Source organism: Paenibacillus sp. FSL H7-0350, from assembly GCF_038593195.1.
Lineage (GTDB): Bacteria > Bacillota > Bacilli > Paenibacillales > Paenibacillaceae > Paenibacillus_AQ.
In genome coordinates this window covers 5,820,465-5,836,855 of the sequence record NZ_CP151972.1, presented here as the reverse complement: position 1 = coordinate 5,836,855, position 16,391 = coordinate 5,820,465, and the positions used below count along the sequence as shown (strand labels likewise).

The 16,391-nt window shown below is 55.8% G+C and carries 18 protein-coding genes; 1 reads left to right on the top strand and 17 read right to left on the bottom strand.

Going from position 1 to position 16,391, the window contains the following annotated elements:
- The 17 genes from NYE24_RS26405 to NYE24_RS26325 form a co-directional block, all read right to left on the bottom strand.
- Positions 1 to 759, bottom strand: coding sequence for an alpha/beta hydrolase (locus NYE24_RS26405; RefSeq protein ID WP_341029083.1), 759 nt, complete (start codon positions 757 to 759; stop codon positions 1 to 3).
- A gap of 39 nt (positions 760 to 798) precedes the next feature.
- Positions 799 to 1,977 carry a flavodoxin family protein gene (locus NYE24_RS26400; protein ID WP_342477050.1) on the bottom strand — a complete coding sequence of 393 codons (1,179 nt, stop codon included), beginning with the start codon at positions 1,975 to 1,977 and terminating at the stop codon, positions 799 to 801.
- On the bottom strand, positions 1,974 to 3,416 hold the full coding sequence (locus NYE24_RS26395; RefSeq protein WP_076161957.1) for a U32 family peptidase: 1,443 nt from the start codon (positions 3,414 to 3,416) through the stop codon (positions 1,974 to 1,976). The genes NYE24_RS26400 and NYE24_RS26395 overlap by 4 nt, the downstream gene beginning before the upstream one ends.
- Positions 3,413 to 4,795 carry a radical SAM family heme chaperone HemW gene (hemW, locus tag NYE24_RS26390; protein ID WP_342477049.1) on the bottom strand — a complete coding sequence of 461 codons (1,383 nt, stop codon included), beginning with the start codon at positions 4,793 to 4,795 and terminating at the stop codon, positions 3,413 to 3,415. The genes NYE24_RS26395 and hemW (NYE24_RS26390) overlap by 4 nt, the downstream gene beginning before the upstream one ends.
- The gene (locus NYE24_RS26385) at positions 4,785 to 5,102 is read right to left on the bottom strand and encodes a carboxymuconolactone decarboxylase family protein (RefSeq protein ID WP_051493801.1); all 318 of its coding nucleotides are present in this window, start codon (positions 5,100 to 5,102) and stop codon (positions 4,785 to 4,787) included. Before NYE24_RS26385 ends, hemW (NYE24_RS26390) begins: the two co-directional genes overlap by 11 nt.
- 14 nt (positions 5,103 to 5,116) lie before the next feature.
- On the bottom strand, positions 5,117 to 6,493 hold the full coding sequence (gene hemW, locus NYE24_RS26380; protein ID WP_036697298.1) for a radical SAM family heme chaperone HemW: 1,377 nt from the start codon (positions 6,491 to 6,493) through the stop codon (positions 5,117 to 5,119).
- A 16-nt stretch (positions 6,494 to 6,509) separates the two neighbouring features.
- Positions 6,510 to 6,818 carry a TIGR04076 family protein gene (locus NYE24_RS26375; protein ID WP_036697299.1) on the bottom strand — a complete coding sequence of 103 codons (309 nt, stop codon included), beginning with the start codon at positions 6,816 to 6,818 and terminating at the stop codon, positions 6,510 to 6,512.
- A 64-nt stretch (positions 6,819 to 6,882) separates the two neighbouring features.
- Positions 6,883 to 7,644, bottom strand: coding sequence for a cyclase family protein (locus tag NYE24_RS26370; RefSeq protein WP_342477048.1), 762 nt, complete (start codon positions 7,642 to 7,644; stop codon positions 6,883 to 6,885).
- Between the two features lie 8 nt (positions 7,645 to 7,652).
- The gene (locus tag NYE24_RS26365) at positions 7,653 to 8,618 is read right to left on the bottom strand and encodes an amidohydrolase family protein (RefSeq protein WP_051493802.1); all 966 of its coding nucleotides are present in this window, start codon (positions 8,616 to 8,618) and stop codon (positions 7,653 to 7,655) included.
- A gap of 50 nt (positions 8,619 to 8,668) precedes the next feature.
- Positions 8,669 to 9,088 (bottom strand): cupin domain-containing protein, encoded by a 420-nt coding sequence (locus tag NYE24_RS26360; protein WP_342477047.1) that lies wholly within the window; start codon positions 9,086 to 9,088, stop codon positions 8,669 to 8,671.
- Positions 9,060 to 10,259: an MFS transporter gene (locus NYE24_RS26355; RefSeq protein ID WP_342477046.1), complete on the bottom strand. Its 1,200-nt coding sequence runs from the start codon at positions 10,257 to 10,259 to the stop codon at positions 9,060 to 9,062. The genes NYE24_RS26360 and NYE24_RS26355 overlap by 29 nt, the downstream gene beginning before the upstream one ends.
- Positions 10,260 to 10,279: 20 nt before the next feature.
- A complete protein-coding gene (acpS, locus tag NYE24_RS26350) occupies positions 10,280 to 10,660 on the bottom strand; it encodes a holo-ACP synthase (protein WP_036697309.1) in 381 nt (126 codons plus the stop codon).
- Positions 10,657 to 10,875 (bottom strand): phosphopantetheine-binding protein, encoded by a 219-nt coding sequence (locus tag NYE24_RS26345; protein WP_036697310.1) that lies wholly within the window; start codon positions 10,873 to 10,875, stop codon positions 10,657 to 10,659. The genes acpS and NYE24_RS26345 overlap by 4 nt, the downstream gene beginning before the upstream one ends.
- A 45-nt stretch (positions 10,876 to 10,920) precedes the next feature.
- Entirely contained in the window at positions 10,921 to 12,168 is a 1,248-nt protein-coding gene (locus NYE24_RS26340) for a beta-ketoacyl synthase N-terminal-like domain-containing protein (protein WP_342477045.1), read from the bottom strand.
- Complete coding sequence (locus tag NYE24_RS26335; RefSeq protein ID WP_051493803.1) at positions 12,165 to 13,487, bottom strand: beta-ketoacyl-[acyl-carrier-protein] synthase family protein; 1,323 nt, start codon at positions 13,485 to 13,487, stop codon at positions 12,165 to 12,167. The genes NYE24_RS26340 and NYE24_RS26335 overlap by 4 nt, the downstream gene beginning before the upstream one ends.
- Positions 13,488 to 13,495: 8 nt before the next feature.
- Positions 13,496 to 13,951 (bottom strand): SRPBCC family protein, encoded by a 456-nt coding sequence (locus NYE24_RS26330; protein ID WP_342477044.1) that lies wholly within the window; start codon positions 13,949 to 13,951, stop codon positions 13,496 to 13,498.
- 172 nt (positions 13,952 to 14,123) lie between these two features.
- The gene (locus NYE24_RS26325) at positions 14,124 to 14,741 is read right to left on the bottom strand and encodes a winged helix-turn-helix domain-containing protein (protein WP_342477043.1); all 618 of its coding nucleotides are present in this window, start codon (positions 14,739 to 14,741) and stop codon (positions 14,124 to 14,126) included.
- A gap of 746 nt (positions 14,742 to 15,487) precedes the next feature.
- Here NYE24_RS26325 and NYE24_RS26320 point away from each other — a divergent pair.
- A complete protein-coding gene (locus NYE24_RS26320; RefSeq protein ID WP_036697318.1) occupies positions 15,488 to 16,327 on the top strand; it encodes an aldo/keto reductase in 840 nt (279 codons plus the stop codon).
- The last annotated feature ends 64 nt before the right edge of the window (positions 16,328 to 16,391 follow it).

The following is a 16,391-nucleotide window of genomic DNA, read 5'->3' as shown; positions in this document are numbered from 1 at the left end:
TCACTCCCCCTTAAGAAAAGTGAGCGTGGCAGCAGCTACATCCCCGCCCGCCTCAAGAAACATAAAGTGTCCGGCGCCTGGAACCGTATGCATCCGGGAGTCCGGCAAATACCGGTTCAGCTCCAGCGCCTTGTGCAGCGGCGTAATCCGGTCCGCTTCCCCGGTAATAATAAGCGATCTCTGACGGATGCCCTGCAGGACCGGCCGGAGATCGGGATGCTTGATCTGAATCATCAGACGGTGGGTCGCGGCAGGCAGCCGGGACCAGCCCTCCAGAATCTGCTGCTGAACTGCTTCATGCCCCTCGGTGAAAAAATACGGAACCGCCGCCGCATTCGTCTGCCGCACAGCATCCGGCGTGATCTCTTCCCCATGCTCCGGCCGCTTGAACGGAACCGCGAAGGTGGCGGCGGCCCCCATCAATACCAGCTTCTTCACCCGGTCCGGCTCACGTGCGGAGAGCAGCAGAGCAAGCGTACTGCCCAGGGAATGCCCGATGATCGAGACCTGCTTCAGCCCCTGCTCATCCAGCAGCCTGAGAATATCATCGACCATATCCTCCAGGGTGAAGGCCGGACCGTCGTATTCCGACTGGCCGTGTGCACGCAAGTCCGCGCACAGCACCTGATAATGAGGCGCAAGCGCCATGGCCAAATCCCGGAAGACAAGCGAAGAGTCGCGGTTACCGTGCAGGCACAGCACGGCTTCTCCGGTACCCTGAACAGTGTGATGTAAAGGTATCCCTTTAGTCTTCAACATGTAATTTGTATCCTCCCTTGAACTTCCCGGCCGGGCCGCTCATACGACAGCTTCCTCCAGATAGTCCACGACCCGGTCTATATCCCGGCCGTCTGCTTCATCCACTGCAAACAACCACCACTCCCCGGGGCTTCTGCCTACCAGAATGGCCGGCTGTCCGGGCGCCAGGGTGCAGCGCGAGGCCAGCTTATCCTCCCAGTCATAGTACAGCGTGAAGCCGGGAACAGTCTGGCCTGTCTTCTCCTTCACGAATTCATGAGTGATGAAGTGGGGCAGCTGCCCCACTCTTGCAATCAGCGCACAATCTGCGGTCCCGCCGAACTGCCGCTTCAGCTGCTCCAGCAGCGGCCCGCAGCGGAGGCTGGCCTGCTGATCGCCAATGACGAAGATCCTTGGCTGAATCGAAGCGAGTTCACCGAGCGTAACCTCCCCATCCCGGACGTCCTGTACAGTGAAGGCAGACCAGACTTCGCTTTGCTCCAGGCTCGCCAGCCCTTGCCCCTGCCCGTGGCTCTCCCCCGGATCACCGTTCACCTGCACCCCTCCCGACTGCCCGGGAAGGTCGAAGTAAGAGAAGCCCAGGGAGGAGGCCACCCGCATCCCGACTGCCCGGGCCATCATCTTCGCCTCCTCCGCTTCTTCAATCGGCTTGCTCCAGGAGCGCTTGCGGATGCCAGGCTGCCCGTCATATTCAATCAGGCTGATGCCTGCGCTGGCAATCATCGACAGCTTGATCGCCGTGAAGCAGGGCATCAGCGAGGCCAGCGCCCATTCATGCCCCGGTCCCGCTGCGACAACAATCTGTCCGGCGACCTTACCCTTGAACGCCTTGCCCTTCACCCCGGCTACCCGGTCATAATTGTAGTACTCGAAGTCCAGATCCTCGTCGCTGCAAGGCTCGCAGCGGTCGATCCAGTTCTTCCAGACGGCCGGAAGCGAGAGCGCATAGACCGGAGAGGCGAAGACGAAGCCGTCCGCCTCCTTCAGCTTGTCGTACAGCTCCGTCAACTGGTCCTCCGGGTCCTTCAGCAGGTGGCAGTGCTTGCCGTTCATGCAATTGCCGCAGCCGTCACAGGGCAGAATGTTGTAATCATTCAGCCGCAGCAGCTCCGTCTGCACCCCCTGCTCCGCTGCGGCTTCAAGCGCAACAGAGAGCAGGTATTCACTGGAGCTGTGGCGCTTCTTCATGGACCCGGCGAGCCCGATGATCTTCTTCATCCGGCCGCCTCCTCTAAGTCCAGCTCAGCCGTATCGAAGCCCAGCGACCGCAGATCGCTGAGCGCGAACATCCGGAAGTCTGCCGGGGTACACAGTACGTTCGCTTTGGCGACATCCTGCCTTAAGACCTGGGCACTTCCGCGCGCCGTTGCCAGCTCCTCAGCCTTCTTACGGATCTCAGGCCCGGCCATATCGCGGATGAACTCGGGCTTGCGCCCAATGACAGCTTCCAGAAGACCCTCGCCTTCCGCGCTCCAGGCCACCTTCATTCCTCCGGCCGCCGAATCGAAGAAGCTTCCTGAAGCCAGCGCCGCGAACAGCTGCTCGAATTCCTTCAGCGCCTCGTCCCCGGGCTTCGCCATGGACACCGTCCGGCTGGCCCATTCGGCACAGTAGCCGCACTTGTCACAGTCCATCCGGTCGCAGCGCTTCGAGCGGAAGCCCTCCAGGAAGCCTTCCAGGCTCTCGTTGTCGATGCTGGCCTGGAAGCTGAACAGCAGGCGGTAGACCTGTCTCATTTTCTCGGACGGAGCGAACTCCTCCTTGATATTCTTCGAGAAGTTGGGCATTTCGAAGTCAGCCTCTGCCATCCGCGAATTAAGCAGGCTCAGCAGGTTCCCCTGATACTTCCGCTGCGAATAGGACTGCGCGGTAGCCGCAATCTTCTCCGTGGTCTTCATCCGCTCGGTCAGCTTGAACTTGTGATAGCCCAGCTCCTCATAGACATACATGTCTTCCGGGCGAATCCACTGCGACTTCAGTAGCTCCTCAGGGTGCTGGAGCTTACGCTCCGTACAGCGCAGCATATAATAATCCAGCGCGAAGCCCTCCGTTACATGATTGCACTGCGAGGCATGACTCTGGAAGTTCGCATGATTGTGGCGCATGGGGCAATCCAGCATACAGTCATTGGTCGCAATGAGCTGATAGTCACAACGGGTATTCTTGCGCAGGCTCTCCAGGAAGGCGAAGTCGCGGTTCCGGCTCTCGGGCAGAGTAATCTCGCTGACGCCTTTTTCCTCGAAATACTGTGCCTGCCGCAGCGTATTCACATTGGCGAAGGTGGACAGGCTGATCTTCACATCCGGCAGCGCGGTGCGCACCATATCAATCAGCATCGGGAGGGATACGGTCACATATTCCGGCTGCAGGGTGCCGATCCATTCCAGCAGCTCGCGCAGGCGGTAATGGAAATCCTTGGTAGTCTCCAGGTTATCCAGACAGGTCGCATTCAGCAGATAATTGAACTTGAACCCATAGGCATGCAGGAGCTTGACATGCTCCTCCACCCTCGCCCGGTCTATCGTGGGCAGCGCAAAGGTCGGTCTTCCGCCGCCCACCAGATCAGAAGATAGCTTGCCATAGAAGACATCCACATGCGAATCCTTCAGCAGGATGGGCAACCGGTCATCAAAGTTCGTGCCGACAGACAGCTTCATCCCTTCAGCTCCTCTCCGGCAGCCTCAGCCGGCTTTTGTCCGCGTGCCAGCTTCACACGGCTCTCGAAGGTCTGCTGGTTCGCTTCCGAGAAGAATTCCTTGCAGACGTTGTTGCCCCAGACAATCCCTCTGTCCGACAGGCGGATCTCATGCTCATCCGTTTCCAGCAGGCCTTTGGCTACCAGATCATCGATCGTCTGACCGAAGACCTCTTCCGGCTGATATCCAAACATTCCAGCGAAATCCTTCCGCTTCACTGAGAGCATCCGCAGACCCTTGGCCATCATCCCGTGCATCGCTTCCAGATCATCTGCCTGACTGGCAATGAAGACGGACAGGAACTGCTGCTGGAGCCGGTCGCTGTACTCCTGGATATCCCCCTGGTTGATATACATCAGCTTGTTGACGTACCCGAAGGCCGCCGGACCGTGCGCGAACAGATCCTTCTGCTGGGTATAGTACAAGACAACATGCCGGTCCTCGAAGCCCGGCTTGGCGAAATCCCACACGCTGTACTGGACATAGCCTTCTTCCTGGAGCAGCCGCTTGGCTTCCAGATACATATCCACTTCCAGCTCGACGCTGCCGGTAGGCGGAATCTTGCCTTCCTTGATCATTTTGAACAGGGCAGTAAAGGGTACTACACACAGTGAAAATACCGTGATATGGTCGATGCCGAGCCGCACCGCCGTGCGGACATCCTCCAGCCACTCCTCCATGGTCTGCTCGGGCAGGTTGTACATCAGATCGATCCCAATATTCTCGAAGCCTGCTTCCTTCGCTTCCTCCAGCACCTCAAAGGCCCGCCGGGAATCATGGCTCATCCGCAGATGATGCCCCATCTTGTCGTTGAAGGTCTGGATGCCGATGCTGATCCGGTTCGCCCCCTGGGCGCGGATGGCCTGCATTTTTTCCAGCGTCAAGGTGGCCGGGCTGCCTTCAAAAGAGATCTGCGCATCCGGCGTCACCCGGTAACTCGCCTGGACGCTCTTCAGCATCTCCACCATCCGTTCAGCCGACAGAGCCGAAGGCGTACCGCCCCCGAACGTCACCGCACTGATCGTGGACTGCGAACCATACGGAGAAGAGGCATAGATGCCGATTTCGGCCTTGACGGCCTCCATGTACTGCTCCACCTGCTTTTCCTGATAGGCCATCTTGTTGAAGGGGCAGAAGATGCAGACGGACGCGCAGAAGGGAACATGCACATAGACTGCGCCCACATTATCCGCCGGAGGCTGGCCGCCAAGGCCCATCGTTCCATAGATATCAGCGGGGGCAACCTCGGTCACAGGGTTCGGATAGTGGGACACACAGATTGGATCTCTATGAGGATAGACGTTGTAGAAGCGTTCGTAGGCCGTGGTCTTAACCGACATGATGAACACCCCGCTTAGCTTCCACTGCCGACAAGGCCGCAGCCAGACCGGAAGAGACCGCCTCAATACCTGCCACAGGCAGACAATTCATCACCGTCTCTGTCACTTCCTCCGCGCTCGCCCCCAACTCATAAGCCTTCATTGCATGCAGCCGGATGCCGTAGGCAGAACGGTCTGTAACCACGCAAGCCAGCCGGATCAATTCCCGCACCTTGGGGTCAAGCGTCCCCGTGTCCTCAATCGACTTGCACATGCTCTCAAAAGCGTTCCCCACCTGCGGATTAACTCTCATCAACATATCGCTCATCAGCTATACCCTCCTTATGATTGTACCGACTGTACCGATTGTACCGACTGCACCGGGCGTCCCTTGGCCAGCTTCATCCGGTGCTGAAGCCCGTAATCCGCATATTTTGCGGAGAAAAATTGCTTGCTCACATTGTTGCCCCATATAATGCCGTCCTCAGTCAGCCGAATCCCTTCCGCATCCTGAATCAGCAGCCCGTCCTGCACCAGACGTTCGATCGTCTCCGGGAACAGCTCCTCCGGCTCCTGCCCGAACATCTTCACGAACCCGGCACGGTTAACGGACAGCATCCGCAGCCCCTTAGCCATGGCCCCGTGCGCCAGCTCCCGCTCATCCGCCTTCTCCCCGCAATTGACCGGCAGCAGCCCGTCCTGCACGCGGGTCATATATTCATTCAGATTGCCGCTGTTGATATACATATAGCCGTTGATGATGCCAAAAGCGGCCGCGCCGATCCCGATCATATGCGACTGCTCCGAGAAGTACAGGGTGGCGTGCCGGTCCGTCTTGCCCGGCTTGGCGAAATCGATGACGCTGTACTGCTCATACCCGGCTTCCAGCAGCATCTCCTTGGCGATGGTATACAGCTCGATCTCCCGGTAGACATCCCCGATGCCCGGGATCTTCCCTTCCGCTATACGCGAGGCAATCTGCGTATGCGGGACAACACAGAAGGAAATCACGCAGATATGGTCAATCTCCTGCTCGATGGAGGTGAGGATATCCGCCCGCCATTGATCCAGCGTCTGGCCCGGCAGATTGTACATCAGGTCAATGCCGACATTCTCAATGCCGCTGTTACGCGCATTCTTAACTAACGCGAATGAATCCTCGACACTGTGATACAGCCCCAGCACTTCGGCCAGCTCTTCCTGAAAGGTCTGCACCCCCACGCTGATCCGGTTGAGGCCCTGCAAAGCCAAGGCCTCCAGCTTGTCTGCCGTGAAATTCCGCGGGTTGCCTTCGATGAAGATCATGGCGTCCTCTTCCACGCGGAAGGCCTGCTTGATGTATTGCAGGACACCGGTCAGCTCTTCCGAGGACAGGCAGGAGGGAGTTCCGCCGCCGAGATTAATGGACGAGACCGTAATGCTGCTGCCAAACGGCGTAGCTGCATAGCTGTCCATCTCCTGCCGGACAGCGGCCAGGTAGCGGTCCACCTGATCCTGCCGCTTCAGATAACGGTTGAACGGGCAGAACGAGCAGGTGGCATCGCAAAAGGGAATATGCAGATACAGCGCTACCGGTGTATCCTTGGTATTCACCTGATTCAGCTCCATCAGCGACCTTACTTCAGACTCTTCGTGCTGAGAGACAGGTACAGGATAATGCGAGACACAGATCGAATCTCTCTCCTTGAACAATTCAACATATTGCTTCGCTCTGGTCATATGGAGCGTTCCCCCTTCATTTGGATTGCAGCATCCGGCCCGCATATGGGGAATCTTCGGACGGCTCCACCGGAATGCGGCGGATCTCCATCGTCATCTGGTTGCGCAGATCCGGGCAGGCCGAATGTACAATGTTGCCTTCCGGGTCCCACGGCAGCTTCGCATCCATGTTCAGCGCCAGCAGCATCGGAAAGACCGCATGAAACGCCGTTCCACACAGATTCCCTGCGTTCAACGGGGAGACCTTCATGATATCCCCTTCCTTATGCCCTGCCCGGCAATGCCCCTTAACACCCGTAACCTTAAGCTCAAATTCATAATTCATCCCTAATTCCTCCTCTTGGATTATGTGATTGGTATGTGACTCGTTTCACTTAACTTGTGATGTACTACTCAATAATGGCTACTACCCTTACCCAGGCCGCACCGGCCTGCCTGATCTTGATCGGAAAGCAAGCGACCTTGAACCCGTATGCCACCGGAATCCGGTCCAGATTCGCCAGGCGCTCCATATGGCAATACGTCTGTTCTCTGCCCCAGAAGTGAGCGGGGAACAGATAGGCGTTGTCGCCGGTCCGCTTATAATCGCTGATCATATGCTTGAACGGACGGTCGAACCCGTAGCTGTCGATGCCCATCAGCCTGATGCCTTGCCCGGTCAGGAATGCTGTAGCCTCCCTGCTCATGCCCGGATAATCCGTGAGATACCGGGGGGTTCCCCAGTGCCGGTCCGCACCTGTACGAATCAGCACAATATCCAGCGGCTTCAGTGTATACCCGATCCGCTCAAGCGCCTGTTCAATATCCTGCTGCCCGATGGATTCTCCTGCTTGCTTATGGGTGAAATCCAGCACCACCCCGTCGCCAAAGCACCATTCCAGCGGGACCTCGTCAATGGACGCTGCCGGTTCTCCCTCGCTCATGGAGCCGAAGTGCAGGGGGGCATCGAAGTGGGTCCCGGTATGCGTGGATGCGGTGATCATCTCCATGTTCAGGAACTCTTCGCCCGGAAAGTCCTTCCGGCTCCCGTTGAATTGGCGGGCGAAGCGGTCTGCCCCCTCCTGATGGCCGGTCTGCTCGAACCCGTACGGGGCCAGCTCGCCCGGATTCTGCTCCATCGGCACACTTAAATCAATGAACTGAACTGCCATGTCCTCACCTACTTCATAATTCTGAGTGCGTTACGCCCCAGGATGTTCTGGACATCCTCCCGCTTGATCTCCTTCACCCCCATCATCAGCTTCATGGGCAGCGGGATCACTACCTTCTGCATGTAATTCAGCACCTCGGCAATGTTCGGAGTGACTGTCCAGTCCGAGCCCCAGAGAATCTTGTGGCTGCCGCAGACCGAGATCATTTTGGCCAGCTCCATCCGGAACACCTTCGGGTTATTGTGAATCAGGATATTGGCTACCGCCGTGATGGTCACATACATATTGTCGTGCCGGCCGACCATGTAATAGCACAGGTCATTCCAGGGATGGCCCATATGCTCCACAATCAAGGTCAGGTCGGGAAAATCCACCGCCACATCATCAAGAAGAATCGGGTAGTTATGCTTCATCCGAAAAATACTGCCCGGCGTAATCCCGGTATGCACGCTGACCGGAATGCCCAGCTCACTGCACCGCTCATACAGCGGATACAGCAAATCCCGGTCATTCAGGACGAAGCCTCCGTAATCATTGGGGTTCAGCTTGAAGCCCTGCATGCCCAGCGTCTTAATGGCATAATCCAGCTCCGCCAGCGCTTCCTTCCCTTTGTAGGGATTGACGCTGGCGAAGCCGCGCAGCTTGTCGGGGTGGGCGCGGACCGCCTCGGCGATTTTCTCATTGGACAGCACCTCATAGCCGTAGACATCCTCGAAGCTGAGCTGATGCACCCAGCTCATGGCAATCTGGTTCTCGGCCATACAGTTCAGGTAATCCTCCAGCAGATTGTTGTCATCGACGAAGCCGTCCTGCGTGGCCCCCACCATCTTCTTCAGATACTGCAAGTCATCGAAGCCCTTCTGCTTCTTGTAATCCGGGACCGTCCCGGCCCCGGCCAGACTAAGCTCCAGGCTTTTGTTCTCCTTGACGGCGAAATGGGCATGAGTATCTACAATTACAAGATCGCTCTTCACGTTCGTCTTCTCACCACTTTGCTTAGAATTGGTATTGCAAGGCCGGGAGGCTAGACCTCTCTGTGCCCAATCTCCGGCCTCGGGGCCAGCGGCGCCGTGGCGAAGACCAGCTCCATCTCGCCCGGACCCTCATTGACTACGCGGTGCCGCTCACCCCTCCGCGCAATGAACAGGCTATTCTCCCGGATGGCATGCGGAATATCCTCAATGAACGCCGTTCCCCGGCCCCGGACGACATAGACATTCTCTTCGCCGTAATCATGGAGATGCTCCTTGATCTCTTCTCCCGGCTGGAGCAGGACATGACCCATGATCAATTGGGTAGACCCGACAGTTGCCGGACTTGCCAGCACGCGCATCTGTCCTCCTCTGGCATGAACCACCGGCACCTCTTCCATATGGACCACTGTTTTCGTGTAGACCTGGTTCATATTGCACCCCTTATCCCGCAGATTTATATTCGGTGACACCCGCCTCTTCCTTCTTGCCCAGGCTAAGTGAGATCAGCAGCGTCAGCACCATCAGTCCGGCGGCCACCAGATAGCTGGGATGCGTGCCGATTCGGCTGTAGAAGAATCCGCCAAGCGTAGACCCCAGCGCAATCCCGACCCCCTGAAGAGTCCGAAAGGTTCCTAAGGCTGCGCCCATCTCCATCGGATTAATCTTGATGACCTTATCCGTAATAATCGTGTTGACCAGGGTAATAATCGGCCCTTCCGTGAGTCCGATCAGCGCATAGCCGAAGGTCAGCAGCCAGGGGTTGAAGTCCAGCGCATACAGCAGCACGAGCGCTCCCACGCAGATCGATTGGGCCCAGATCAGGGGCGCATGTCTGCCTACCTTATCCGAGATCCAGCCGATGAAAACCGCCCCGAACGAGGCTACCGCCTCATACGGAATGAACAGCAGGCTGAGCAGCACTAGCGAGATATCCTGTTCCTTAGCCGCGAACGGTACCAGGAAGGTAGTGAAGACACCTACCATGAAGCACAGGGTTCCCACAATGCCTGCCAGCAGAATTTCGCGGACGCCCAGCCATTTGAAGGAGCTTTTGAAGGCTTGCCCGATGCTCCGGCTTGTATTCTTGACTCCGGTCTCCCGCAGCAGCACTGTGGTAACTAGCGTAGACAGCAGCAGCAGTGAAGCCAGCACCGCGAAGGAGGTATGCCAGCCGAAATAATTGCTCAGCAGCCCGCTCAGCACATACCCCAGCACCGACCCGGCGCCAATCGCCCCGGATACAATACCCATCGCCCGGCCCCGCTCCTCGGGCTTGCACACATCCATCACCACCGCGAAGATCGGCGTGGACACGAACCCTCTGGCGAAGCCGAACAGCAGCCATCCAGCCGTGAACAGCAGCACTCCGTGGGATGCAGCCACCATAAATACAGCCACTGCCGATAATGCCATGGAGGCGATAATAATCTTCTTCCGCCCGTACCGGTCTGCGAAGACACCAGACGGAATGGACAGAAAGGTCATCACCAGCGAGGCAATCCCCGCTATGGTTCCAATCTCACCGGAGGTCATGCCGAGATCACTGCTGATCAGGGGTGCGATTGGGAAGATGCTGACCATAATAGAGAATACAAGCAGAATGTTGATGGCGAGTAGTGTGAATATTTTGTTGTTGCTCATGTGATTCGTCCTCCTCACAGTCATTGACTGCTCTCAATAATGATGAATGCAGCAGCATAATCACCGTGATGACTAATGCTTACGTGGATGCTCTCCTGCTGCTGTATATAAGACTCCAGTCTTCGGCTGCGGACCAGATAGGGCTGGCCGCTGGGAAGGCTCAGGAACTCCAGCTCATTCCAGTCCAGCTCACAGTTCATTCCGGTGCCGATGGCCTTCAGCAGCGCTTCTTTGGCGGCGAATCTACCGGCCAGGAACTGTTCTGCATGTCTTTTTTTACAGGCGAACAGTTCCCTTTCTTCCATTGAATAGTACTGCTGGATGAAGAGTTCACCGCACTTGGCCAGCATCTGCTCCACGAAGCTGATGCTGACCAGATCCATGCCGATCCCTCTGATCATGCCTTCAAGGCAACGGCTTCGATCACTTGGGCTACAGAATACGTCTTGAGCACCCGGCTCTCAATGAAGATGCCAAATGCCTTCGCCAGTGCTGTAGAGACCAGCGCCAGCTCTGTTGAATCCAGGGCCAAATCGTCATAGAGCCGCGATGATTCCGTAATTTCATCCTCAATGCCAATATCCTCAATGATTGCTTTTACCTTCTCGAATACCATTAGATACACCCTCCCGCTTAAGTTAATGTGCCGTAATATTCACCCTTACAAGCCTTCAGCGTTCACAACCAGTGCCGAAGAGACACCACCCCTTCCTCTGGATATAATCAGTGAAGACTCCACAGCTGTTCGGCGGCTGATCCCCGGGACGAAGTTCAAGCCATTGTCCTGAACCGATTCTGCCAGATACGGAAGGCCGGGCAACTCCCCGTGATTCATAGCCAGCACACTCAGTGCCACATCGAACGCCCCTGCCGCTCCAATCGTGTTGCCGAAGACAGTCTTGGGGCAGCCCGCCCACTTGGCTTCTGTACTACTGCCGAAGACCTCTTGGATGGCCGAGCATTCAATTCCGTCTTCGCGGGCGGAAGCCGCCCCATCCAGCGACAGATAGCCGATCTGCTCCGGCTGCGTCTCCGAATGCCCGACCGCCAGCCGGATCGCCCTGGCACATTGCGCTACACTCTCCTCAGGCGGGGCTGCGGCCTGACCGTCGTTGGTAAAACCAAAGCCCTGGATGCTTGCCCTCACCCGGCGGGATGCCTCGCGCTTCTGAAGGCTGCGCTCCGATTCAAGGCAGAGGAACGCGGCTCCTTCAGCCAGGGTCATTCCGCTCCGCGACTCCACAAATGGCTGGTATGCCGCCTGCGGGCGATCCGCCTTCAGATTCAGCAGCCCCTCCGTGTTATAGAAGGACAATGCCCACGGATCAAGCGGCGTCTCGGCTCCGCCCACGATAGCTGCATCGATAATCCCGCTGCGGATGGCTCTGGCCGCATAGGCAATGGCGAGCAGCCCGCTACTCCGGTCTGCGATCACAGTCTTGCTGTAGCCCTTGATGTCGAAGGCCAGGGACATATGCCCTTGTGCCGCCGCCGGGAACCAGTTGCTCGCCAGGTTCGGGTCAATGAAGGGCGCCCCTTCGGTGTGCAAGACACGCAGGCCGTTCCGCGCACTCTCCCAGCCTCCCGAGTTGTTGCCGACGAAGATCCCGATCCGCTTGCGGCTCATCTGATCCAGCTCCCAGTGCGCATCATCCATGGCATCCTTCGCAGCCAGGATCGACATCACAGAGAAGCGGGAGCATTTCTTGAGCAGACGCTTCGAGATGACCCGCTCCGGCTCCATCCCGCTGACTTGTCCCGCGAAGGGAGGGGCGGCTCCGGTTGTATGCTCAAGCTGGAGCGGAGTCATATAATTGCGGCCGCTCAGGAGTCCCTCCCAGAAGGCCCCGGCACTATTCCCGCACGGCCCCACCATTCCTACTCCGGTTACGAATACTGTATTCTTCATAGGCTGCACATCCATTGTTCAGTCTGAAGCTTGCCCGCCTGATTACTGTATTCGTTCGCTGCCAGGATCATGGCGGAGTGAATGCCGGAGAATCCGCTGGCATTGGTCAGAATATGGTACAGGTCGCGCTGTATCGCATGCTTCGGTACATAGTTCAAATCACAGGCCGGGTCCGGCTCGTCCAGATTCGCGGTTGGCGGGATATATCCCTCGTTCAAGGCCAGCAGGCAGTGCACAATCTCAATGGCACTCGCTGCTGAGAGCGGATGGCCTACCATCGATTTCGTGGAGCTGATCGGGATGGAGTAGGCGAGCTCTCCGAACGTTCTTTTATAAGCGGCGGTCTCAAAAGCATCATTCTGCGGAGTCGAGCTTCCATGCGCGTTGATATATTGAATGTCCTCCGCTGTCAGGCCCGCGTGGCCCAGCGCCTCGTTCATCGTCAGACTGAGCGCATCCCCGTCCTGCGGCAGATCGGTCATATGAAAAGCGTTATTGGTACTTGCGAATCCGGTCACCTCGCCATAGATCGGCGCCTGCCGCCGGAGCGCATGCTCCAGCTCCTCTAGAACCACAACGGCACAGCCCTCACTGAGAACAAAGCCGCTGCGGTTCTTCTCAAACGGCCTCGAAGCCCGCTGCGGATCATCGTTGAACTTAGAGGTCAACGCACCAATGGCATCGAAGGAGGCAATGGTCATGGAGCTGACCGGTGCTTCCGCTGCGCCGCAGATCATTACGTCATGTTCCCCGGCTGTAATCGACTCATATCCATATCCGGCCGCATCAATGCCGCCCGTGCAGCCCGTAGACATGACCAGCGCCTCTCCCTGAAGTCCGAACTCATGCGCCACTTCGAAGGCAATATAAGAGAACATGCCCTTGCGGTACAAATCCTCCTGACAGAGTCCATGATCAATCGGCCCCTGCCCGCCCTCCGTCATCCGCAGGAAGGTTTGCTCCGAGAACGGGGTATCGGCAATCGCATTGGCGATGCAGACCCCAGAACGCTCCCGCAGCTCCTTCGTGAACACAAGCCCCGCATCGGCAACCGCCCTTATCGCGGCATTGACCGCCAGAATCCCCGGCCGCCCCATGCCTGCCCGCTGCGCTTCATCGGCTGTCCGGCCCAAATGCTCGAACTGCGGTATTGTGCCGGTAACTCGGCTTTTGAGCGCCATATGCTCATAGCCCTGCAAGCGGTCATATCCCACCTTGCCCTGCAGGCTGTTCCTCCAGAACTGCTCCAGCGTATTCCCCAGCGGGGTAAGCAGCCCCATTCCGGTGATCACGACTCTTTTTCCTGTCACCTTCTCCATGTAAGCCCTCAGCTCCGAACCGTTTGCTTCTCGATATTGTGCTTGATCGCTGCCATCTGCTCCTTAGTCGTGCGGTTCAGATGCGCTTCCACCTGATCCCCGGTCAGCCCGCTTGCCGGATCTACCTCGAATTCCTGAATCCAGGTCATGTACGTCCCTTCGTCCTTCTCCTCATAGAGCCATTCCAGATTCATATGCTTGAACGGCAGCAGCGGCGCAAGGCGTCTGGCCGTAATCCGGAAGTTCGGCCGGTCCAGCCAGCGTTCCGATTCCCATGTGCGCGAAGGCCGGTTCTCCTCGGGATGTGTCGTCAGCTCAAACCGGATGTAGGCGTCTCCTTGCTCCAGCACCCGCGTCTCCTTGTATTCTGTGAATAAATCTGTCCAGTGCGCAATATCATTCGTCCGCTCAAATACGGTGATCCGGTCTGCGTGAATCCAGACACTGTTCTGAATCGTTGCCACTTCATCTGCCTCCCCATTCGTATTAATGACATCGTAACGCCTAAGCCCGGAAGGGGACATAACCCGGCTGTTAAGCTTGCGTTAATTTACAGTTATTGTGCATTTCTGAGAGGAGACGGCAGAGTACAATCTATGTGTTTTCCGGGCACAAAAAAGACCTGACAGAACTCTGTCAGATCAATGGGTTCACCGAATATCCGATCCCCCGGCGAAACAGGATGATGTCGCTTCGTCCGGAGATGATCTCAATTTTGTGCCTCAGCTTGTATACGTACTGCCTCACAATCTCAGGGGATGTATACCTATCCCACAGATGGTGCAGAATCTGCTCGGTGGGAATGTATTGGCCTTGGCATTCCAGCAGCAGATCCAGGAGTTCGAACTCTTTACAGGTAAGCTCAATGACGAATTCTCCGACCTTCAGGGATTTGGAGTGCAGATGAAGGGCGATATCCTTGATTTGTCTGGTGTGGTGTGTGGGGAGGCCCAGTCCTTCGTCGAACCAGCAGCGCAACCGGCTGAACAATTCCTCTTGGAAGCCGTAACGCTCGAAGCTGCTGATATACATATGATTGGAAGGAAAGGGGACAGGGGTACCGTGCGCGCTGATCTCCTCTACAATGAAGAATATTCTCAGCGTAAGCATCTGCTGCAGGTACTGCACCGTGTGAATGAAGCCCGGGTTGAAGTCAGGGGTGCTGATCACCACACCATCGAGCCGGAGGCCCTCCTTCACAATATCGACGAGCGCCTCAAGCTCCTTGAAATGCAATACCTTACAACCGTACACCTGTGAAAAAAAAGAATGAACTTTCTTAAACCTGCAATCCTCACAAGGCTCTGTGGAATCTGCACAACACACCAGCGCAACACGCATGAACTTCTCTCCAATCCCATTCTTCTCAAATAAGCTTGGTTTCCCAAGATTGCATCTCCTATATTATAGTATTTTATGGGATTAAAAAGGAAAAATATCATAGTTTCTTATTCACAAAATGAACAATTTAAAAGTTTGGCAGTGTGTGATAATCCAGTTCCAAACTTCCCCTCCGCTTCTTTTTACTTAAGTGTATGTTTTACAACTAAATGGAAATTAGGCGCTACACTGGACGATTTAGTTGTACAGAATATACTTGAGCATATCGCTGGTAACTTAATGGCGGGACGACACCCTCAGCATGCGATTACGCTGGAACGAGAGTAACTGTAGTTTGTACAATAGAATGCTGTAAAAAAGGCTTCCAAATAGAATCTATTGTATTTGATACAACTGATGTTGGATAAAGGCCATATTTCGCTCAAAACGCAACATTCCACTGTACGAAATACAACAGAAGCACATTTCACGGTCAAATATGAGTTTTCTATTGCAGGAAATACAATCAGCCGTCTGCAGAACTATATTTCCCCTTCAAAATCCTACGAAGTACATCCGTCTCGATTTTCTTTCCCAATGAAGATTAGTTGCCTTCTTATGCTATAATCGTTCACCAAGAGGGATTGTTATCCGAACTTAGAAGGAAAGGAAGATGCTAAATGGAACACTTCGTTTTGAATAACGGAGTCCAGATGCCGAAGGTGGGTCTGGGTGTGTACAATATCAAAGACAATAATGAAGACGCTCTAGTATGGGCGCTCCAGAACGGGTACCGGCATCTGGATACGGCGGCAGCTTACCGCAACGAGGAGCTGATAGCCAGGGCTGTTCAGAAATCGGGTGTACCTCGAAGCGAGCTCTTTATTACGACCAAAGTATGGAGCACGGACCTGGGGCGAAAGACCCGGAAAGCCTTTGAAGCCAGTCTTCAAAAACTCCAAACGGATTATGTTGACCTCTACCTGATCCACTGGCCGGCTAAGCACTATCTGGAAAGCTGGCATATCCTGGAGTCTTTATACAAAGAGGGCAAGATCCGGGCGATCGGGGTGTCCAATTTTGAGCCGGAGCATCTGGACAAGGTCATGAAGCAGGGGACGATTGTCCCCGCAGTAAATCAAATTCAGACGAATCCGCTGCTCCAGCAAGGGTCGCTTCATGACTATATGAGGGGGCACGGTATCCGGCATGTCGCATGGAGCCCTTTTGGACACGGTAACTCGGAGATGCTTACCCATCCTGTGCTCACCGAAATGGCAGAGAGGTATGATAAAACAGCGGCGCAAGTCATCCTGCGATGGAACCTTGAGCGTGGTATCGCTGTCATACCGAAGTCGGTTACTCCTGCAAGGCTGAAACAAAATCTGGAGCTGTTTGATTTCTCCCTGTCCGATGAAGAGATGAAGAGAATCGCAGCCCTGGACCAGAATAAAAGAGGATTTACCGATCCGCAAAATAAATTTTACCTGTGGTCCACCCGGTTTATCCCGTTGTCCTAAGTTTATTCGTATTATTTTCCGGACAACTGCAACTTTTCGCCGTAAAGAACCATCTGAGTATATA